This window comes from Bacteroides clarus YIT 12056 (assembly GCF_900129655.1).
Classification (GTDB): domain Bacteria; phylum Bacteroidota; class Bacteroidia; order Bacteroidales; family Bacteroidaceae; genus Bacteroides; species Bacteroides clarus.
Genome location: NZ_FQWK01000004.1, coordinates 16,417 through 38,197 on the forward strand (window position 1 = coordinate 16,417; position 21,781 = coordinate 38,197).

Here is a 21,781-nt window from a genome sequence, read left to right on the forward strand (position 1 = left end):
TTATAACTCATAACTCCTAAAATATCATCAATATCATAAACCTCACTCCGCCTTTCTTCACGCCGGGGATGTCGGTGTAGGTGAGGCGGCGCACATATTCTATGTGCAGCAGCTTGAAGATGTTGTAGATACCTACGCTGGCTTCGACGTAGGGGGTATTGCTCATGATATGGCTGGTGGGCATGCCGTCGCGCATCGGGAAGAGGAAGAGGTCGGGGTTGCCGCTTTTGTACGGGTTGTTCTTGTCCGTCAGTGTGCCCCACATGCCTCGGATGCGGAACATCTCTCTCCACTTCAGCTTCTTGATGAGGGGGATGCGGTTGAAGAGCTTTCCGTTCATGTCGTAGCTGAGGGCGAGTGAGGCGTAGCGGTCGTTCAGGAACTCCATGTTGTTGATGAGGTTGAACGATTCGTTGTTCTGGGTGATGTACGAGAGGTTCGCCATCGGCAGGTTCAGCAACGGGAAGGGCACGGTGTTCCATTGCGCGCCGGCACGGGCGGTGACGTCCAGCTTACCCCACGAACCGAACCAGAAGCGTTTGCGGATGCTGGCTTCCGTAAGGTTGAAGTTGTATTCGCCCCCAAGCACGCCTTTCAGGCCGACGGTGTGAGAGAGGGTGAACGTGGGCGCATCCAGCGATACGGGTACACGGCGCTGCTTGGTGTTGACGAACGTCTCACCGGGGGCGTAACGCAGCGTCAGTCCCAGCTCGGTGGTGGTGACGTCGTGCACCAGGGTGTTCTTCTCGTCCCATTCGCCGGGGGTGGAGCCGTTGTTCTTCCAGTATTGCAGCATACCAGCGGGCTGGTCGTTGCGGTGGCGCGCCATTGCCTTGACGGAGAAGCCGGATTGGGTTTCGAGCTCGTAGGTCAGGGTGGCGTCGCGCATGTACGACATCTGGTCTACGGTAGTCCATTTCCAGCCGACGAACATATTGTCCTTGTCCGTGGCCAGGTACTTGTCCATGGGAGACATCACGTCGTAGGTGTACTGGAAGGCGAGGTAATGCTTGGGGAACTCCCAAAGGACGTACTCGCGCTTGTTGAAGGAGTAGGCGGCCTGTCCGGAGTAGAACCATTTCTTGTCGCGCGTACCGTAGGCTCCGTAACCGCTGAAGCTCCAGTGCGGATGCAGGTTACCGGTGGTCATGCCGCTGAGACGGAAACGGGTGCCGTTCACGTAGTTGCTGGTAATCATGGTGTTGATGGGACCGAAATCGAACTTGCTGGGATGCTTCTTGCTGCCCGTCTCCACGAAGTTCTCGATGAGCGCCTTTGCACCGAATATGACGTATTTGAAACCCGGTATCTGTTCGATGCGGTTCATGAACACGTCCATGGAGCTCTCTTTCTTGGTGAGCGGCACCTGGCGTACTTTGGCCCAGTATTCGTCGCTCTTGGCAAGCATGTTGGCTTCTTTGATGACGTTTCCTTTCAGGCGGAATAGGCGGGGCTCTATCTCATCGAATTTGTAGTCGCTGTACTTGGTGGTGCGCTGCACTTCCAGGCCTTGTATGCCTTTCATCAGGGCGAGCTCCACGGTCATGTCGTCGTCGGTGAGTACCCAGTTGCCGTCGGGCAGTTGCTCGAACTGCTGCACGATGTCGAGGTTCTCCACGAAGTTGACGCCTGTCTTCTTGGGCAGGTTCATGATGGCTTTTTTTACGGCGTAGGTGGAGTCTTTCACCACGTACAGGTGTCCGGTGAAGCCGAAGTCCTGCGAGTTCTGGGGTACGAAGGTGAGGTGCACGCATTCCTGCTTGTCCACCATGAGGGTGTCCATCAGGTAGAACTTATAGAAGCTGATGGCTCCGCGTCCGATAGGGCTGACGAAGCGGCGTTGCAGCAGGCGGATATCGTCGTCGTAGATGTTGACGTCGGAGAACACGTCGGTGAGGATGGTGCCCAGCATATCGCCCGTGTTGAAGAATTCTTCGATACCGTTGGAGTTCATTCCCTCGATGATGGTCTTCTCGCTCTTGGGACTTTTGCGGTAGATGGTCTTGGAAGCCGTCTCCTTGATGGAGATGGGCAGAATCATCTTGTTGGTCTTGGGCGACACTTCCACCTGGTCTTTGAAGAAAGAGAATTTCTTGTAGATGCCTTTCTCCATTTTCTCCGGCGTGACGTCGTTGATGGACATCTTCATCTTCTCGTATTTCTGGTACTGGTAGTAGTCGTTCTCCTCGAGCTTCAGGACTTTCTTGTTCTCGATGACCTTCTTCATGAACTCCACGGCGGGGTTGTTCTTGCGCGAGTACTTCTCTTTCTTGGGCTTGACGACGACTTCGGAAAGCATCACGTCGGCGGGTGTCAGCTTTACGTTGAGTACTTTCGTGCCGGGGGCGAACTTCACTTTCTTGGTGATGTAGCCTATGGCGGAGAAGGTCAGTTCATCCCAGCCTTTACGTGTCTCCACCTGGTATTCTCCGTCAGCGTTGGAGATGCCGCCTACGCCTTTTCCTTCGTATTGTACGGTGATATACATCAGCGGTTCGTGGGTGAGGGAGTCCGTTATAACGCCTCTTATCTGTGCTGATGCGCCGGCAGAGGCGAATAGTAAAAGCAAGAGGATGAGGGTAATGCTATATATTCGTTTCATACGTTTCATAATCAAGCCGCAAAGTTAACAATTTACTGTTAATCAAGAAGCAAATATATTTTAAAGAATGAGAGGGATGTTTAAGAGGGTGAGGCCGCCGTTCGGGCGTTTTCTCACTTTATTTCCCCCTCTTGTTTGTTAATATTGACAGAATAGAACGGGATTTGCGCAGGATAGTGACGATGGGGCGAATCGGCGTTTTGAGTTTTTTTATACAATTGAATACATTTGTCTTATCAAATCACAAAATATATTGTATTATGAAAAAGTTATTTGTATTGGTTTTGGTTGCAATGGTGTCTACTGTAACCTTTGCGCAAATCTCTTGGAATGCGAAAGCAGGTATTAATATGAGTAAATTGACCGGTGGTGAGGGGGCCGATATGAAAGTGGGCTATCAGCTGGGTGTGGGCATGGAATATGCTTTTACCGATATGTGGTCTGTCCAGCCGTCGTTGATGATTGTGGGTAACGGAGCCAAATTTGATTACGGTGGCGGAGAGTCCGAAAAGTTCAAACCTACCTATTTGCAGATTCCTATCATGGCGGCAGGCCGTTTTCCGGTGACTGAAAGCATAAATATCGTCGGTAAGGTGGGTCCGTATCTGGGCTTTGGTCTGGGCGGCAAATGCGACGGCGAAAAGATTTTCAAATACGACGAGGATACCGGTGAAGGCTGGGACGCCAAACGCTTCGACTTCGGTTTGGGCTTCGGCGTGGGTGCCGAATTCGGCAAGTACCTGGTCGGCCTGGACTTCCTGTTCGGTCTGACGGAAGTGATGGATTGGGGCAAAGATTCTCCGAAGAATATGTCTATCGCTCTCTCGGTAGGTTACAAATTCTGATTACAGAAACATAATAACAGACTGACTTAAACTATTTTTCTTTTATTGTACTGTGTTTAGTGTGGGTATGGCAGCTAATGACCATACCCTTTTTTATATACCAAAAATCGCCTCGTAAAACAAGCGGATTCGTCTTACGGGGCGAAATAATCCGTCTTGCGGAATGGATAAATTCATCTCACGGGATGAGCCGGCTCATGTGGCGGGATGATTTTCCGGACGATTTCTATATTTTCTCTCCGTTTATCAGCGTCTGTACGATGCGCTCGGCGGTACGTCCGTCCCAGCGGTCGGGCAGGGTGGTGTGCTTCCATTCGCCGTGCAGCAGCTTGTCGAGGGCGGCGGAGAGGGCGAAGGAGTTCTCGCCTACGAGTTCGTTGGTTCCGATGCGCCAGGTTTCGGGATGCTCGGCGTAGGTGTTGAGCGTGATGCAGGGCACGTCGAGGAAGGTGGCTTCTTCGGCTATGTTGCCGGAGTCGGTCACGATGCCTTTGGCCTGGTTGATGAGGAAGCCGAAGTGCAGGTAGCTCTGGGGCGGCAGGATGTGCAGCCGGGGCATGTCGAGCCCCAATGACTTGATGGCGCGCTCCACGTACGGATGCACGGGGGCTACGATGGGCATGTCGCCTGCTTTCCCGGCCAGCGTCTGCATCAGGGAGCCGAGCACGGCTTTCTTTTCCAGCAGGTCGTGGCGGTTCAGGGTGAGCAGGAGATAGCCGCCCTTGCGCAGTCCGAGGCTGGAGAACCAGAGCGGCTGTACAAGGCGGTGGCGGTTGTAGCGGATGGTATCGATGAGGATATTGCCTACGTAATGGATGTATTCGGGTATCATGCCTTCTTGGTTGAGGTTGCGGTTGGCTACCATGCCGGCGGTGAAGAGATAGTCGGAGATGGCGTCTACAATCGTACGGTTGACCTCACGCGGCATATTCATGTCGAACGAGCGGGTTCCGGCTATGACGTGCGCCACTTTCAGCCCGCGCTTCTTGGCTACGATGGCGCAACTCATGGTGGCGGTCATGTCGTCCACCACGAGCACCACCCGGGCGGGGTGTTCGTTGAGCTCCTGCTCGAAGGCCAGCATGATGGCGGCCGCCACTTGGGAGTGGTTGCGTCCGCCGATGCCCAGGTAGGCGTCGGGCTTGCGCATGGCAAGGTCGGAGAAGAGCGAGGCGTCCAGGGTGGTGTCGTCCTGTGCTCCGGTGTACACTATGCGGTAGGAGATGTTCTTGCCTGCCTCTCTGGCTGCGTCGATGGCGCGGCAGAGGGGGGCGATCTTCATAAAGTTGGGACGTGCGCCCGATACGATGGTTATTTTCATTGCCGATATAAATTGATGAGACAAAAATACACTTTCTTAGGGAAATTATTTGTTACTTTGCAGAAAAAGAAATGCCCTCATGCCAACATTTGTTCAGATACTCGACTTCATTGGTACATTCGCTTTCGCCATCAGCGGCATACGGCTGGCTTCGGCGAAACGTTTCGACTGGTTCGGAGCCTATGTGGTGGGCTTCGTGACGGCCATCGGCGGCGGTACGATACGCGACCTGCTGCTGGATGTGACCCCCGGCTGGATGACCGACCCCATTTATCTGATATGTACCGGACTGGCGTTGCTGTGGGTCATCTTCTTCGGAAAGCATCTTATCCATCTGCACAATACGTTCTTTATATTCGACACAATCGGTCTGGCGCTGTTTACGGTGGTGGGCGTGGGCAAGAGCCTTGCGCTGGGCTATCCTTTTTGGGTGGCCATCATCATGGGCAGCATTACCGGAGCGGCGGGCGGCGTGATACGCGATGTCTTTATCAACGAGATACCGCTCATATTCCGTAAGGAGATTTATGCGATGGCGTGTGTGGTGGGCGGTACGGTGTATTGGCTTTGCGAACTTGCCGGCATGCAGTCTTACGGCTGTCAGGTGATAGGCGGAATATCCGTGTTCATCACCCGTATTCTGGCTGTGAAATATAAGATTTGTCTGCCCATACTGTCGGGCAACGACGGAGAGGAGCAAGGGAAAGAAAATTGACTTCGCCCGTTTTTCTCCGATAGATGTGTCTGCCTGTAATGATGTTCCGCTTTCATTACAGGCAGACACATTTTAATTATTCCCTCTGATGCGCCCTTTCCGTAGACATCTTTTTGTTTATCTTATGGTAATAATTGTCATAAATCAGCGGTGAAATTGTACTTCCTGCTGAATTTCAGCCGCTTCGCTTCACCCGAAAACTGTCAAAATAGGGGGTGAAATCTGTCAAATGATAGTTTTCACCCCAAAGAATACCCGTATTTCATCCCTCAAGACTTGGAAACTTCCGTATACTTGCAATCACTAAACCGAAACGAATATTAACCATTTAAAAAAATTAGCAAAGTATGAACACTTACAGTTTTAGAAAAGATTTACTTGCCGTGCAAGAAGAACTGCTTCGCTTTGCATACAAATTGACGGCCGATCGGGAAGAAGCGAATGATTTGTTGCAGGAGACCTCTCTTAAAGCCTTGGATAATGAGGATAAATATGAACCTGATACCAACTTTAAAGGTTGGATGTATACCATTATGCGTAACATCTTTATAAATAACTACCGGAAGATAGTTCGTGAACAGACTTTCGTAGACCAGACCGATAATCTGTATCATCTGAGCATGCCGCAGGATTCCGGCTTCGCCAGCACCGAAGGCGCCTACGACCTGAAAGAAATGCACCGCATCGTCAATTCATTGCCACGTGATTATAAAGTACCCTTCTCCATGCATGTCTCCGGATTTAAATACCGCGAAATAGCCGAACGCCTCGGACTCCCCCTCGGAACAGTAAAAAGCCGCATCTTCTTTACAAGACAGAAATTACAGGAAGAGTTGAAAGACTTCATTTAGTAAATTGAGAATTGAGAATTAAAAATTGAGAAATAGGCTGCGCGATGTTCGTTCCCTATTTCTCAATTTTTAATTCTCAATTCTCAATTTACCAAATGATATAAAACATATCTTTTGAGTGAATAATTATGGGGTTATTTTGACTATATGTCAGAATAATCCTTTATATTTGTATGTATCAAGTTAACCGAGTGACCAAATAGCTAATTACCTATTACAATGAAAAAAGAAATCAAATTCAGTCTTGTTTACCGCGATATGTGGCAGTCGTCCGGTAAATACCAGCCGCGAGTAGACCAGTTGGTACGTATCGCACCGTTGATAATCGAAATGGGCTGCTTTGCACGTGTCGAGACCAACGGCGGAGCTTTCGAGCAAGTGAACCTTCTCTATGGTGAGAACCCTAACAAGGCAGTCCGCGCCTTTACCAAGCCTTTCAACGATGCGGGCATACAGACCCACATGCTCGACCGCGGACTGAATGCGCTGCGTATGTATCCCGTTCCCGCCGATGTGCGCCGGCTGATGTACAAGGTGAAACATGCGCAAGGCGTGGATATCACCCGTATCTTCTGCGGACTGAATGAAACGCGCAACATTATCCCTTCCATCCGCTATGCGCTCGAAGCGGGCATGATACCGCAGGCAACGCTCTGTATCACTCATTCGCCCGTACATACGGTGGAGTACTACGCCCGTATAGCCGACAAACTTATCGAAGCGGGAGCGCCCGAAATCTGCTTGAAGGACATGGCGGGCATCGGCCGTCCGGGTATGCTGGGCGAACTGACGAAAGCCATCAAGGAGAAACATCCCGACGTGCTGATACAGTATCACGGCCATAGCGGACCGGGGCTTTCAATGGCTTCCATCCTCGAAGTATGCGAAAACGGAGCCGATATCATAGATGTGGCCATGGAACCCATGTCGTGGGGAAAGGTGCATCCGGACGTTATTTCCGTACAGGCCATGCTGCGCGACAAGGGTTTCCGGGTGCCCGACATCAATATGAAGGCCTATATGAAAGCGCGCGCCATGACGCAGGAGTTCATAGACGACTTCCTCGGTTATTTTATGGACCCTACCAACAAGCATATGTCGTCCCTGCTCTTGAAGTGCGGACTTCCGGGCGGTATGATGGGCTCCATGATGGCGGACTTGAAAGGCGTACATTCCGGCATCAACATGATACTGAAAGGTAAGAACCAGCCCGAACTCAGCATAGACGACCTGCTGGTGATGCTTTTCGACGAAGTGGAATATGTATGGCCTAAGCTGGGCTATCCGCCTTTGGTGACTCCGTTCAGCCAGTACGTGAAGAACGTGGCGCTGATGAACGTAATGCAACTGGTGAAAGGAGAAGAACGCTGGACGATGATCGATAATCATACCTGGGACATGATTCTGGGCAAGAGCGGACGTCTGCCGGGTGAGCTGGCTCCCGAAATCATAGAGCTTGCCAAGTCCAAAGGTTACGAGTTTGTCGACACAGACCCGCAATCCAACTATCCGGACGCTTTGGACGAATACCGCAAGGAAATGGACGAGAACGGCTGGGAATATGGTGAGGATGATGAGGAGCTTTTTGAATTGGCTATGCACGACCGCCAATACCGCGATTATAAGTCGGGTGTTGCCAAGAAACGTTTCCGTGATGAGTTGGAGCGTGTAAAGGATGCTTCTATGGCAAAGAGCGGATACTCGGAAGAGGAGATAAAGAAGCTGAAACGCGCCAAAGCAGACCCCGTTATTGCGCCGTCCAAGGGGCAGGTGCTTTGGGAAGTTTCCGTGGAAGGTCCGTCTGCGGCGCCGTTTATCGGGCGTAAGTATCAGCACGACGAGGTGTTCTGCTATCTCTCTACGCCGTGGGGTGAGTACGAAAAGGTAATGACCGGATTTACAGGCCGTGTTGTCGAAGTATGTGCCCGGCAAGGTGCTAACGTCAACAAGGGAGACGTGATAGCGTACATCCAGCGAAGCGATATCTTCGCGTAGCGGTTGTCATTCGGAACGGAGCGAGGAATCTCTTCTCTTTACATCGATAAAGAGAGGGGATTCCTCGTCGCTACGCTCCTCTGAATGACAGGATGTAAGCCTTATCCGGGTGTTGGCGTATGCTTTCCTACTTTAAATATTTCTTTATCATTTGTTTCAGAACTTCTTGCGTATAGGGCTTTGTCAGGAAGTCATTGCATCCCGCGTCAATCGCGGCCTGTTTGTCGTGCTCGTAGGCATAGGCGGTGAGGGCGATGATGGGTGTCTTTGGCGAAAGCTCACGAATGATTTTCGTTGCGTCCAATCCGCCGAGATTGGGCATTTTCATATCCATCAGAATCAATTCAGGATGCAGTTCCTCGAACATGGTTACGGCTTCCATACCGTCTTTGGCACGTTCCAGGCGGTATAGCTTTCCTAAAATGGCTTTGACGAGGACGTAGTTGCTGTCCGTATCTTCGGCTATCAGTATGGTGGGGGCTTTAGAGGCTTCGGGCTTTTGAGGTTCTTGAAGCTCTTGCGGCTCTTCACGGGAGCCGGAAACCGTATCGCTCTTTTCTGTATTGCCGGATGCGTTCAAGCTTGTTCCGGACGTCTTGTTTTGTCCGTCTGCCGTTTCTTTTTGTCCGTCTGTCGTTTCTTTTTGTTTGGCTGCCGTTTCTTTTTGTTTGGCTGCCGTTTCTTTTTTACTCTCCGACAGAGGCAGGGTAAAGAGGAAAGTCGTCCCTTTTCCCATTTCCGAGCTGACGGATATGGTGCCGCCCAACCGTTCGATAATGGTTTTGCAGATAGACAATCCCAGTCCCGTACCTTGCGCAAAATTATTCACTTTCACAAAGCGTTCGAAGACCTTTGACAGTTTGTCGGCCTCGATGCCGATACCCGTGTCGCTGACGTGGAACTCTATTTCGCTTCCTTTGCGGCGGTATCCGTAACTGACGCTGCCGTTTGTGGTAAATTTGAAGGCATTGCCGATAAGGTTGGACACCACTTGGAAAATACGGTTCTTGTCTCCCTCGATGACAATATCCTCGTCCGAAGCCTCGTAGACCAATTCTACTCCCATCGGACAACGGAATTTCAGCGCGTTGTATATCTCGTTGCAGAGCAGATGCAGACGCATCGGAGCAATGGTGAACTCTACCATGCCCGCCTCAATCTTGGAGAGGTCCAGAATTTCGTTTATCAGTTGCAGGAGCCTTTCGTTGTTGGCTTCCACGATGTCGTAGTAGTTTTTGCGTTCTTCATCGTCGGTACTTTCGGCGATGATTCTGGAGAAGCCTACGATGGCATTGAGCGGGGTGCGTATCTCGTGGCTCATATTGGCAAGGAAGGCCGACTTCAATTGGTCGGAAGTCTCCGCTTTCTCTTTGGCCACGAGCAGTTCCCGCTTCATCCGTTCCATTTCGGTGATGTCCCATTCGATGCTCAGCAGGATAGGGGGGAAGTCGTCGCTTTCGATGCGTATCTTCCGTTTGTCCAGAAAGATGGACTTGCCGTTTTGGTCGTGCTCCTCGGTAATCCAGTGTTTCTCTACTCCGGTTCGGGCTATTTCGATGTCCTGCGTTCTCTTCTCCTGTGCGACGTCGAAGGGGTAGAAGTCGAAGTCGTCCTTGCCCAGCGCTTCTTTCAGGGGAATGTTGCGGTTGTACGATTCGCGGTTGCGGTACAGGTATTTAAAGCCGCTTCGGATGTCTTTTACCACGATGCCGGCGGGAAGATTCTCGATGGTCTTGTCCAGAATCTGACTGAACCGCTTGATTTGCTGCTCATTCTTGATGCGCTGGGTGATGTCCCGGCCGAAACCCCAGAGAATGGCTTCGCCTTTGTCGCTCGTCACCCAATAGGCGCTTCCTTCCATGGCCAGTACTTCGGGATGGTCGGGCAGGGGATTGTAGAGGACGAAGCCGCTGCGTTTTTCTCCCTTTTTGAGGGAGTGGAGCAGTCCCTGCCAGAAGTTTCCGCCCGGCGTATTCATGTCTATCCGGTAGATGTTCAGTTCGCTGATGTCGTCTGCCACGCCGATGTTGTGATGCTCCCGGAAGCGGCGGTTGGCAAAGACGAGCGTACCGTCCTCGTGGGCGGCGAAAATGTCTTCGGTGGAGTTGTTGATGGCGTGTGTCAGCAGGTTGATGTCGTTGCGCCGCTGCTGGATGTCGGTGATGTTTTGTATGTACCCTTCCAGAAGGATGTTTCCGTCGGGTTGTTTCTCGTATGAGAAGGTTTTCAGGCGGATATAGAACACCCGCTTCCGGAAATGGATGCGATAGTCTATGCTGGCTTCCATATCTCCTTGCAGGTTCTGCATCAGCCATTTGCCGAATACTTCCCTGTCTTCGGGCAGTATGTGCGTCTTGTAGTCTTCGAGCAGGATTTCCTGCTCCTCTTCGGTACACATCACGCCGGAGTGTCCGGTGTAGCAGAAGGATTTCTTGCCGGAGTCGTATTGCCATCTGCCGATGAGGGCGGCTTTCTGTATTTCGTTGAGTTCGCGATTCGTCTTTTCCAGTTTCAGTTTGCGCTGGCTTCGCTCGGTGATGTCACGGTATTGGCAGAGCACCATATCTTCGTAGGGGCGCATGATGCACTTGAAGAAGTAGGTGGTGTCGCCGATGGCCAGCTCGTAGTTCCGGCTGGAGACTTCCCTGCGCGTAAGTACTTTCTCGAACTCGGGGTATACCTGCCGGTAGGTGACAGGGGGAAGCAACCGGAGTATGTTCTTGCCCTGCAACCGGTCTTCTTTCAGGAACCACAAGTCTACGTTGTACACTGCGATATCCACGCAGATGCCGTTCCTGTCCAATAAAATCATGGTGTCCGAGGTCAGTTTCAGCAGCTCTTCGGCGTTCTCTGCGTTTTTCAGGATGTTTTTCATATTTCTCTTGTTTTTATGCCCTTCGTGCTTTTTCCCATGCACCGCCGGTTTGCCCCCGTCGTTTGCGCAGATAGTTGAAACCACGGATAACGTTGATGTTCATGAAAAGGAAATAATAAGGAACAAAGAGTATCTTGTTTTTGATGTGTTTCGTTGACAGGTAATAACCCAGGCTCGCCATGAGATAGAACAGCGTTTGCAACAGCCAGATGACGGCATAGAGCAGAGGACGGTCTGTCGTAAAAATAAGAATCGCGTTGAGAGGGAGCAGCAGGAATAGCAGGACGGGCGTAAGCGACCACCTCAGTACGCGGTGGGATATGTATTGAAAGCTGAATACGCCGTAGCGGAATGGGTTGAGCAACGCACGCAGACGCCGGACGGACTGCAGGCCGCCGGCAGCGATGCGCACTTTGCGCTTTTCTTCTTCGCGCATGTCCGCCGAACCGTTTTCCACGGCGTAGGCGTCGGCGCAATAGGCAATGGTATATCCACGCATCACGATGCGCAGGGAGAGGATGAAATCGTCCAGTAATGTGTCCGCAGGCATCTCCTCGAACAGCTCGCGACGGATGGCAAACAGCTCTCCGGCTGCTCCTACGGCCGAGTAGAGGCGGGAGTCGAGCTTCTTGAGGGCGGATTCGTATTTCCAGTAAAGACCTTCGCCGCCGGATGCGGCATTGTCTTCGGCCTGTACGGCGATGCGCTTTTCTCCGGCTACGCAGCCCGTTTCGGGATTGGCGAATGCGTGTACAATCTTACGCAGCGCTTCACGGTTGAGGTGCGTATTGGCGTCGGTGAATACGACAATCGGCGTGGTGACGAAGTGAATGCCACGGTTCAGAGCGGCGGTCTTGCCCTGTCTTTGGGGCTGATGAAGCACGGTGGCCTGCGGCCAGCGCGAAAGACGCTCGTTGGTACGGTCGTTGCTGCCGTCCGTAACCCAAAGGATGTGCAGCTTGTCTGCCGGATAGTCCAGCGCAAGGCAGTTGCGCATCTTGTCGTCTATGACATCTTCTTCGTTGTAGGCGGCGATGAACAGGGTCAGTTCGGGAAGCCGGCTGTCTTCCGGCAGGGGCGGGATGACTGTTTTGCGAAAACATTCCTTTAGTCTGACCAGAACGTAAAGGAGCATTCCATAACCTATATACGTATAGAATACAATGAATAAACTTATCCAAAAGATAATTTCGCAAGTCTTCATCTGTATCAGATTCTTATATTTCTATTTCGGGAGCTTGGGGATTAACGCCCAAAATTATGGATAATCTTTTGGCGGTGCAAGGAAAAGGGAGAATTTATTAGTGGTTAGCGATTTAGGGCGGATGATTGGCATTTAGTGTTTAAAACGCTTCTGTCATGTTGAAGTAGAACAGCGTTTGTTTGTTTACCGTATTCTTGCCTAAGTCCAGACGAACGTTCATACGGGGCTGAACTTCGATGCGCAGACCTACGCCGTAGTTGGGCAGTACGCCTTCTATCTTGCCCATGGTAGGACCCATGAAGCCGCATCCCGTCCAGGCTACGAAGCCGATGTGGTGCAGCAGGCGTTTCATCCAGTTGCCGCGGTCGGTGTTTATCATCTGGCGGTATTCGGCCATGACGACGTGCGAGGATTTATCACGATATTGTCCCATGTAGTAGCCGCGCAGGTCGAAAGGGGTACCGGTCAGCGAATACTGGGTGAGGGGGACATTGCCGAATACGTTCTTGCTTTGCGCGGTCCAGGCGAATACCTTGCGGTGGCCTACGGACTTGTATTGGCGGTAGTCCAGTTCCAGACGGTAGAAATTGTTGTCGCTGCCGAACGCCTTGCTGTACATCATGCCCCGGAAGTCCAGATACACGCCCTTGTAGGCATTGGCGGGGATATCGCGGCTGTCGTAGGTCAAGAGGAAGCCGAGGCCGGAGTTGAAGTTCTTGTAACCGTTGGCTGTACCGCCGGCTGCCATGTAGTCGGGCTCTTCGATGAGATGTTTGGCGGGGTCGGTTATCTTGTCGTAGTTGATGTCTACCTGCGGACCGGCGAAGACGTTGCTTTCTCCCAGACGGAACAGGAACCACGGGTTGATTTGTATGCCGCTGTAACGGTATTTGCTGGTACTGTCGCTGCGGACATAATTCTTGTTGGTACTGTAACCGATGCCGTAGAAGTTGTCTTCCGTATTCTTGTAGACGAACTTTCCGAAGATACGGAAACGGTCGCCTTTAAAGAAAAGCTGCGGCTTTACCATCAGATTGACGCCGCCTTTAAACATATAGGCTATGGACATGGGCAGCACCGAACGCAACTGTGTGGTATCGCTGGGGTTCATGCGGAAAGTCATCAGCGCGCTTCCGCCTACCAGCGCGCCGAAATCGGGCGTATAGCTGGGACCGCCTAATATGTTATAATGGAAATTTCTGCGAGCCACCCTTTGTTTGCGCAATTCCTTTTTGGTCAGTGCGGGAGTAGTGTCGTTGGTAGCTGTAACGGTCTGCTCTTGTGCTGAAACAGTCGTCAGTATCAATATCAGAGTAAATATACCCAGTATGTATCTTTTCATATCGTACGAATGTGGCTGCAAAGAAAACTATTTTATTTGAATTGGTTTTGAGCGGAATAGATAATAAATCTAAAGAGGGCACTAAAATTATCAAAAAAGACATTACATTTGCTTTCCATTCCATGGTGAGGCAGTTTTTTCGGCCTGTCTTCATTATCGGATAACCTGCATGACAACTATTTGAAATAAACAAACATATATCTGAAATGAACAAACGTATTTTATCCGTAATTGTTTTCAGCGCCGCGCTGCTGTCGGTGCAGGCGCAGGACGGCAAGGGCGGGATAAGCCCCGCCATGCTCGGCCGGATTCAACAGAGTTATCGAGGCACGCCTTCCGACAAGGCGCTGCGTAATGCCATTGGCAATAACGACATCCGCAAACTGGCGCTCAACCAGGAGAATATGCAGGACATGGACACCCATTTCTCCATCAAGGTGGACTCCAAAGGCATCACCGATCAAAAGTCTTCCGGCCGTTGCTGGCTCTTTACAGGGCTGAACGTAATGCGTGCCAAGACTCTTGCGCGCTATGGCTTTCAGTCGTTTGAGTTCTCGGAGATATATCCTTTCTTCTGGGACCAGTTGGAGAAGTCCAATCTGTTTCTGCAAGGCATCATCGACACCGCCAAAAGTCCGCTGGAAGACCCGACCGTGGAATGGCTTCTGAAACATCCGTTGAGCGACGGCGGTACATTCACCGGAGTGGCGGACATCGTTTCCAAGTATGGCCTTGTGCCCAAGAGTGCCATGCCGGAAACGAACAGTAGCGAGAATACCGCCCGTATGGCCGCTCTCATCTCTTTAAAACTGAAGGAGTATGCCCTTCAACTCCGTGACCTTGCCGCCAAAGGCGCTACGCCTGCCGCCCTGGAGAAAGAGAAAACCGCCATGCTCGGTACCGTCTACCGTATGCTGGTGCTGAACTTGGGTGTTCCGCCTACGGAATTCGACTACGTGCGTACCGATGCCAAAGGCAACCCGGTAGAAACGGAACATCACACCCCGATGTCTTTCCTTGACAAATACGGTGACAAACAATTGCTCACCAACTACGTAATGCTGATGAACGACCCCAGCCGGGAGTATTACAAATGTTATGAAATAGACTACGACCGCCACCGCTACGACGGCAGGAACTGGACTTACGTCAACCTGCCCGTAGAGGACATCAAGCAAATGGCTGTTGCCTCGCTGAAAGACAGTACCATGATGTATTTCTCCTGCGATGTCGGTAAGTTCCTGAATTCGGAGCGCGGCTTGCTCGATGTGAAAAACTATGACTACGAGTCGCTCATGGGCACTACCTTCGGAATGAATAAGAAACAACGCATCCAAACCTTCTCCAGCGGCTCTTCCCATGCCATGACGCTCATGGCGGTAGACTTGGACAAAAACGGAAAACCCGTCAAGTGGATGGTTGAAAACAGTTGGGGCGCTGACAGCGGCTACAAAGGCCATCTCATCATGACGGACGACTGGTTCGACGAATATATGTTCCGTCTGGTCGTAGAAACCAAATACGTCCCCGCCAAGATAATGGAGCTCTTCAAACAGAAACCCGTCCGCCTGCCTGCATGGGACCATATGTTCGCCGAAGAGAAAGAAATAGGGGTTAGCGATTAGTGATGAGCGATTAGTGATGAGTGATGAGTGATTAGCGATTAGTGATGAGTGATTAGGGGGTAGTAATGGGGGATGGGTACCCTGTGAAGTTATAGCGCAGCCCACTAATCACTCATCACTAACCGCTCATCACTATTCTCGTGCTCGTTAACGAAAGGAATTACGGAAATTTCTCCGTAATTCCTTTCTTTTTTGCTCTTTATTCACATTCTTTTTTGCTACTTTTGCGGGCAAATTAATGAAACCATTATTTTATATAAACGCATGGCAAATGTAATTAAGTTACGCAAAGGCCTTGACATTAACCTGAAAGGTAAAGCTGCCGAAGAGTTCATGTCTGTGAAAGAGCCGGGATTCTACTCGTTGGTTCCCGATGATTTTACAGGTATCACTCCGAAAGTGGTGGTGAAAGAGCAGGAGTATGTAATGGCCGGGGGACCCTTGTTTATCGACAAGAATCATCCTGAATTGAAATTTGTTTCGCCCGTAAGCGGCGTAGTGACGAGCGTGGAACGCGGTGCACGTCGTAAGGTGCTGAACATCGTGGTAGAGGCTGCCGCCGAGCAGGACTACGAGGAATTCGGCAAGATGGATCCGTCCAAAATGAGCGCACAGGAAGTAAAGGACGCATTACTGCAAGCCGGTATGTTCGCTTTCATCCGCCAACGTCCGTACGATGTAATCGCCGACCCGACGGTAGCTCCGAAAGCTATCTTCATTTCAGCTTTCGACAGCAATCCGCTGGCTCCCGACTTCGAATTCGTTTTGAAAGGCGAAGAAGCAAACTTCCAGACAGGACTTGACGCTTTGTCCCGAATGGCAAAGACGTATCTGAACATCAGTGTAAAACAAAAAGCCGCCGCGCTCGTGCAGGCAAAGAACGTTACCGTTACCGCATTCGACGGACCCAATCCGGCAGGTAACGTAGGTGTGCAAATCAACCACATCTCGCCCGTAGTGAAAGGTGAGACGGTATGGACTATCGGAGCGGAAGCCGTACTCTTTATCGGCCGTTTGATGAACACCGGTCGCGTAGACCTTACCCGCACCGTAGCCGTAACAGGCAGTGAAGTGCTGAAACCCGCTTACTGCAAGCTGCAGGTGGGAGCATTGCTGACCAACGTCTTCAAGGGCAACGTAACCACCGATAAAGACCTGCGCTACATCAGCGGTAATGTGCTGACGGGCAAGAAGGTTTCTCCCAACGGCTTCCTCGGCGCTTTCGACAGCCAGTTGACCGTAATTCCCGAAGGAGATGAAATCCACGAAATGCTGGGTTGGATTATGCCGCGTTTCAATCAGTTCAGCGTCAACCGCTCTTATTTCAGCTGGTTGATGGGCAAGAAAGAATATGTAATCGACGCCCGTATCAAGGGTGGCGAACGCCATATGATTATGTCGGGCGAATACGACCGCGTGTTCCCCATGGACATCTTCCCCGAATATCTGTTGAAGGCCATCATTGCAGGAGACATCGACCGCATGGAAGCTCTGGGCATCTACGAAGTAGCTCCCGAAGACTTCGCGCTCTGCGAATTCGTATGCTCTTCCAAAGTAGAGGTTCAACGTATCGTTCGTGCCGGACTTGACATGCTTCGTGCCGAAATGGCGTAATTGAATTAAGAATTAAAAATTAAGAATAAAAAATGATAGTTGAAACATTGCGATATAACCTGCCAAGTGTATACGGCGCAGCCTATTTCTCAATTTTCAATTCTCAATTATCAATTTAATAAATGAAAGCGTTAAGAAATTATCTCGACAAGATAAAGCCGAACTTTGAAGAGGGCGGCAAATTCCACGCATTTCGTTCGGTGTTCGACGGCTTCGAGACATTCTTGTTCGTGCCCAACGCCACTGCGAAATCGGGAACGCATATTCACGACTCCATTGACAGCAAACGCATCATGTCGATGGTGGTTATTGCGTTGATACCGGCGCTGTTGTTCGGTATGTATAACGTAGGTTACCAGCATTTCCACGCTACCGGCGCTACCGGCAGCTTTATTGAAATGTTCGCTTACGGTTTCCTGGCAGTATTGCCTAAAATCATTGTGTCTTATGTAGTGGGTCTGGGCATTGAGTTCGTTGTGGCTCAGTGGAAGAAGGAAGAAATTCAGGAAGGTTTCCTGGTTTCGGGTATCTTGATTCCGATGATTGTACCGGTAGACTGTCCGCTGTGGATTCTGGCGGTAGCCACCGCGTTCTCTGTAATCTTCGCCAAGGAAGTATTCGGCGGTACGGGTATGAACGTGTTCAACGTCGCCCTGATTACACGCGCCTTCCTGTTCTTCGCCTATCCTACGAAGATGTCCGGTGATGCCGTTTGGGTGTCGGGCGACAGTATCTTCGGTTTGGGACAGACGGTAGACGGACTCACCGTTGCCACTCCGCTGGGAGCTGCCGCTACTGCGGGGGCTTATCCGGAGTTCTCGTGGGACATGGTGACCGGCCTCATTCCGGGCTCTATCGGCGAAACCAGCGTTATTGCCATCGCCCTCGGCGCTATCCTGCTGTTGTGGACAGGCATCGCAAGCTGGAAAACCATGTTCTCCGTATTTGTGGGCGGTGCATTCATGGGATGGGTGTTCAACACTATCGGTCCGGACACCGCAATGGCTCAGATGCCGTGGTACGAACACCTCGTATTGGGCGGTTTCTGCTTCGGCGCCGTGTTTATGGCTACCGACCCCGTAACTTCGGCCCGTACGGAAACAGGTAAGTATATCTTCGGATTCCTCATCGGTGCGATGGCTATCATTATCCGTGTGCTGAACCCCGGTTATCCCGAAGGCATGATGCTTGCCATCCTGCTGATGAATATCTTCGCTCCGCTGATTGACTACTGTGTGGTACAGGGCAATATCAGCCGTCGCGAGAAACGTGCAACCGCTAAGTCTAACAATTAAAATACCGGAAAAAGAAATGAATACCAATAGTAATAGTTATACTATCATTTATGCTTCGGTAATGGTTGTTATCGTTGCATTCCTGCTGGCATTCGTAAGCTCTTCTCTGCGTGCCACCCAGAACAAGAACGTAGAGCTGGACACGAAGAAGCAGATTCTTGCCGCCCTCAACATCAAGGATGTGAAGGATGCCGACACAGAATATAATAAGTACATCAAAGGCGATATGCTGATGAACGAGGACGGTACGCTGACCGAGAACACCGACGCATTTGCCACCGCTTACGAAAAGGAAGCCAAGGAAAACCACCGCCTGCACGTATTCGTTGCTGAAGTGGACGGAGAGACCAAATATGTATTCCCTGTTTACGGCGCAGGTCTTTGGGGCGCTATCTGGGGCTATGTCGCCCTGAACAGCGACAAGGACACCGTTTACGGCGTTTACTTCTCTCATGCCAGCGAAACTCCGGGTCTGGGTGCTGAAATCGCGACCGCTCAGTTTCAGGCAGAGTTCAACGGCAAGAAGACACTGGAGAACGGCGAAATCGCCCTCGGCGTTGTGAAGAACGGAAAAGTAGAGAAACCTGACTATCAGGTGGACGGTATCTCAGGCGGTACTATCACCTCCGTAGGTGTGGATGCCATGCTGAAAACCTGTCTGAACAGCTACAAGAACTTTTTAACTAATAATAATGAGGAGAAATAAGAATATGGGAGCATTGTTTTCAAAAAAGAATAAAGAAGTATTCTCTACTCCGCTCGGACTGAACAACCCCGTTACCGTACAGGTGCTGGGTATCTGCTCTGCCTTGGCCGTTACCGCCAAGCTGGAACCGGCTATCGTGATGGGACTTTCCGTAACGGTGATTACGGCATTCTCCAACGTAGTGATTTCATTGCTGCGCAAGACTATTCCCAACCGCATCCGTATCATCGTTCAGTTGGTAGTAGTTGCGGCGTTGGTAACTATTGTAAGTGAGATTCTGAAGGCTTTTGCCTACGATGTAAGCGTACAGCTTTCCGTATACGTAGGTCTGATTATCACAAACTGTATCCTCATGGGACGTTTGGAAGCGTTTGCCATGCAGAACGGTCCGTGGGAATCCTTCCTCGACGGTGTGGGCAACGGTTTGGGATATGCCAAGATTCTGGTAATCGTGGCTTTCTTCCGCGAGTTGCTGGGTTCGGGTACGTTGCTCGGGTTCAACATCCTTAACTACGAGCCTTTGCAGAAGATAGGTTATGTGAACAACGGCTTGATGCTGATGCCGCCTATGGCGCTGATTCTCTGCGCCTGCATCATCTGGTATCAACGTGCACGTCATAAAGAATTGCAGGAAAAGTAATATAAATGAAGAATGATGAATGAAGAGTGAAGAACGGGGCGGTGTTGTGGCGCTGTTATGTAGATTCTTGATTCTTAATTCTTAGTTCTTAATTAAAGGAATTATGGAACATTTATTAAGTTTATTCGTCCGCTCCATTTTTGTGGACAATATGATATTTGCGTTCTTCCTCGGTATGTGCTCTTATCTGGCCGTATCAAAGAATGTAAAGACTGCCGTAGGACTGGGTATCGCCGTAACCTTCGTGTTGGTGGTGACGCTTCCGGTCAACTATTTGTTGCAAACTAAGGTGCTGGCTGCCAATGCAATCGTTGAAGGCGTTGACCTCAGCTTCCTGAGTTTTATTCTTTTCATTGCCGTTATCGCCGGTATCGTTCAGTTGGTGGAAATGGTCGTGGAGCGTTTCAGCCCCTCGCTGTATGCTTCACTGGGTATCTTCCTGCCGCTGATTGCCGTAAACTGCGCCATTATGGGTGCGTCGCTCTTCATGCAGCAACGTATCAACGTGGGTGAGAGCGATCCGAAATACATCGGTGACGTTTGGGATTCCATCTCTTACGCATTGGGTTCGGGTATCGGCTGGTTGCTGGCTATTGTCGGTCTGGCCGCCATCCGCGAGAAAATGGCCTACTCTGACGTGCCTGCTCCGCTGAAAGGCTTAGGCATCACTTTCATCACAGTAGGTTTGATGGCAATGGCATTCATGTGTTTCTCTGGTTTGAACATCTAAAAGAAAGGAATAAGACAATGGATATGAATTTAATATTAGCGAGCATTGGAGTATTCCTTGTGGTTATTCTGTTGCTTGTGGTTATTCTGTTGGTAGCCAAGCAATTCTTGCTGCCGTCAGGTAATGTAAAACTGACTATCAACGGCGACAAGGAGCTGGAAGTGGCTTCCGGTTCGACGTTGCTGAATACGCTGTCTGTAAACGGCGTGTTCCTTTCCTCTGCTTGCGGTGGTAAGGGTTCATGCGGACAGTGCAAATGCCAGGTTGTAGAAGGCGGCGGTGAGATTCTGCCTTCCGAAATACCTCACTTCAGCCGTAAGCAAGTCCAGGACCATTGGCGTCTGGGTTGTCAGGTAAAGGTGAAAGGCGACATGGGAATTAAAATCGACGAGTCCGTACTCGGCGTAAAAGAGTGGGAGTGCGAGGTTATCTCCAACAAGAACGTGGCTACGTTCATCAAGGAGTTTATCGTTGCGTTGCCTAAGGGCGAACACATGGACTTCATCCCCGGTTCTTATGCGCAGATTAAGATTCCTAAATTCTCTATGGATTATGACAAGGACATCGACAAGTCTCTTATCGGTGAAGAGTATCTGCCTGCATGGGAGAAATTCGGTCTGCTGGGCTTGAAGTGCCGTAACGACGAAGAGACCATCCGTGCCTACTCCATGGCGAACTACCCCGCAGAGGGCGACCGCATCATGCTGACGGTACGTATCGCTACTCCGCCGTTCAAGCCGAAAGACCAGGGTCCGGGCTTTATGGATGTAATGCCGGGTATCGCTTCATCTTATATCTTCACCTTGAAACCGGGTGACAAGGTAATCATGAGCGGTCCTTACGGAGACTTCCACCCGATTTTCGATTCCAAGAAGGAAATGATGTGGATTGGCGGTGGTGCCGGTATGGCTCCGTTGCGTGCGCAGATTATGCACCTCACGAAGACATTGCATACCACGGACCGCGTGATGAACTATTTCTACGGTGCACGTGCGCTGAACGAGGTGTTCTACCTGGAAGACTTCCTGCAGATAGAAAAGGATTTCCCCAACTTCAAGTTCCACCTTGCGCTGGACCGTCCGGATCCGGCAGCCGATGCGGCGGGCGTGAAGTATACTCCGGGCTTCGTTCACAACGTAATCTACGAGACTTACTTGAAAGACCACGAAGCTCCCGAAGATATCGAATACTACATGTGCGGTCCCGGCCCGATGTCCAAAGCCGTTGAGAAGATGCTCGACGACCTCGGCGTTCCGGCTCAGAACTTGATGTTCGATAACTTCGGCGGATAAGACGATGCGTTGTTAAGACACATACAGGTAAAATAGTGAAGAAACTCCGGCAGGGCTGTGGCTCTTGCCGGAGTTTTTTTATAACCAAGTAGCGGGGCACTTCGGAAGAAATGACTATCTTTGCTTTAT

16 protein-coding genes are annotated in these 21,781 nt (G+C 50.8%); 11 read left to right on the forward strand and 5 right to left on the reverse strand.

All coding sequences use genetic code 11. The annotated features are described in order from the left end of the window. Positions 1–16 precede the first annotated feature (16 nt). Positions 17–2,602: a DUF5686 and carboxypeptidase-like regulatory domain-containing protein gene (locus BUB52_RS07385; RefSeq protein WP_039950439.1), complete on the reverse strand. Its 2,586-nt coding sequence runs from the start codon at positions 2,600–2,602 to the stop codon at positions 17–19. 260 nt (positions 2,603–2,862) lie between these two features. On the opposite strand from BUB52_RS07385, the gene BUB52_RS07390 reads away from it, so the two are divergent. Then, a complete protein-coding gene (locus BUB52_RS07390; protein ID WP_022218035.1) occupies positions 2,863–3,447 on the forward strand; it encodes a porin family protein in 585 nt (194 codons plus the stop codon). A 226-nt stretch (positions 3,448–3,673) separates the two neighbouring features. Here the strand turns inward: BUB52_RS07390 and BUB52_RS07395 are convergent, their stop codons facing one another. Continuing rightward, complete coding sequence (locus BUB52_RS07395) at positions 3,674–4,768, reverse strand: UDP-N-acetyl glucosamine 2-epimerase (RefSeq protein ID WP_009121218.1); 1,095 nt, start codon at positions 4,766–4,768, stop codon at positions 3,674–3,676. Between the two features lie 79 nt (positions 4,769–4,847). Here BUB52_RS07395 and BUB52_RS07400 point away from each other — a divergent pair, with 79 nt between their 5' ends. The 3 genes from BUB52_RS07400 to BUB52_RS07410 all read left to right on the forward strand — a co-directional run bounded on the left by BUB52_RS07400 (position 4,848) and on the right by BUB52_RS07410 (position 8,329). After that, the gene (locus BUB52_RS07400; protein ID WP_009121217.1) at positions 4,848–5,483 is read left to right on the forward strand and encodes a trimeric intracellular cation channel family protein; all 636 of its coding nucleotides are present in this window, start codon (positions 4,848–4,850) and stop codon (positions 5,481–5,483) included. Positions 5,484–5,830: 347 nt separating this feature from the next. Continuing rightward, entirely contained in the window at positions 5,831–6,334 is a 504-nt protein-coding gene (locus BUB52_RS07405; protein WP_005653557.1) for an RNA polymerase sigma factor, read from the forward strand. Between the two features lie 219 nt (positions 6,335–6,553). Next, positions 6,554–8,329, forward strand: a complete 1,776-nt coding sequence (locus BUB52_RS07410; protein ID WP_009121216.1) for an oxaloacetate decarboxylase — start codon at positions 6,554–6,556, stop codon at positions 8,327–8,329. A gap of 127 nt (positions 8,330–8,456) precedes the next feature. Here BUB52_RS07410 and BUB52_RS07415 read toward each other — a convergent pair whose 3' ends face one another. The 3 genes from BUB52_RS07415 to BUB52_RS07425 all read right to left on the reverse strand — a co-directional run bounded on the left by BUB52_RS07415 (position 8,457) and on the right by BUB52_RS07425 (position 13,750). Continuing rightward, a complete protein-coding gene (locus BUB52_RS07415) occupies positions 8,457–11,204 on the reverse strand; it encodes a hybrid sensor histidine kinase/response regulator (RefSeq protein ID WP_039950436.1) in 2,748 nt (915 codons plus the stop codon). A gap of 13 nt (positions 11,205–11,217) precedes the next feature. After that, on the reverse strand, positions 11,218–12,408 hold the full coding sequence (locus BUB52_RS07420; protein WP_009121214.1) for a glycosyltransferase family 2 protein: 1,191 nt from the start codon (positions 12,406–12,408) through the stop codon (positions 11,218–11,220). A 139-nt stretch (positions 12,409–12,547) separates the two neighbouring features. Continuing rightward, positions 12,548–13,750 carry a BamA/TamA family outer membrane protein gene (locus tag BUB52_RS07425; RefSeq protein ID WP_039950396.1) on the reverse strand — a complete coding sequence of 401 codons (1,203 nt, stop codon included), beginning with the start codon at positions 13,748–13,750 and terminating at the stop codon, positions 12,548–12,550. Between the two features lie 206 nt (positions 13,751–13,956). Here BUB52_RS07425 and BUB52_RS07430 point away from each other — a divergent pair, with 206 nt between their 5' ends. The 7 genes from BUB52_RS07430 to nqrF all read left to right on the forward strand — a co-directional run bounded on the left by BUB52_RS07430 (position 13,957) and on the right by nqrF (position 21,652). Further along, complete coding sequence (locus BUB52_RS07430) at positions 13,957–15,375, forward strand: C1 family peptidase (RefSeq protein ID WP_009121210.1); 1,419 nt, start codon at positions 13,957–13,959, stop codon at positions 15,373–15,375. Positions 15,376–15,639: 264 nt separating this feature from the next. After that, a complete protein-coding gene (locus BUB52_RS07435; RefSeq protein ID WP_009121209.1) occupies positions 15,640–16,989 on the forward strand; it encodes a Na(+)-translocating NADH-quinone reductase subunit A in 1,350 nt (449 codons plus the stop codon). Positions 16,990–17,111: 122 nt separating this feature from the next. Further along, positions 17,112–18,284, forward strand: a complete 1,173-nt coding sequence (locus BUB52_RS07440; RefSeq protein ID WP_004290754.1) for an NADH:ubiquinone reductase (Na(+)-transporting) subunit B — start codon at positions 17,112–17,114, stop codon at positions 18,282–18,284. A gap of 16 nt (positions 18,285–18,300) precedes the next feature. Beyond that, positions 18,301–18,990, forward strand: coding sequence for a Na(+)-translocating NADH-quinone reductase subunit C (locus tag BUB52_RS07445; protein ID WP_039950394.1), 690 nt, complete (start codon positions 18,301–18,303; stop codon positions 18,988–18,990). Positions 18,991–18,994: 4 nt separating this feature from the next. Beyond that, entirely contained in the window at positions 18,995–19,630 is a 636-nt protein-coding gene (locus tag BUB52_RS07450; protein ID WP_004294324.1) for an NADH:ubiquinone reductase (Na(+)-transporting) subunit D, read from the forward strand. Positions 19,631–19,733: 103 nt separating this feature from the next. Further along, complete coding sequence (gene nqrE, locus BUB52_RS07455) at positions 19,734–20,360, forward strand: NADH:ubiquinone reductase (Na(+)-transporting) subunit E (RefSeq protein WP_009121207.1); 627 nt, start codon at positions 19,734–19,736, stop codon at positions 20,358–20,360. A gap of 17 nt (positions 20,361–20,377) precedes the next feature. Beyond that, positions 20,378–21,652, forward strand: coding sequence for an NADH:ubiquinone reductase (Na(+)-transporting) subunit F (nqrF, locus tag BUB52_RS07460; protein WP_039950388.1), 1,275 nt, complete (start codon positions 20,378–20,380; stop codon positions 21,650–21,652). Positions 21,653–21,781: the final 129 nt, after the last annotated feature.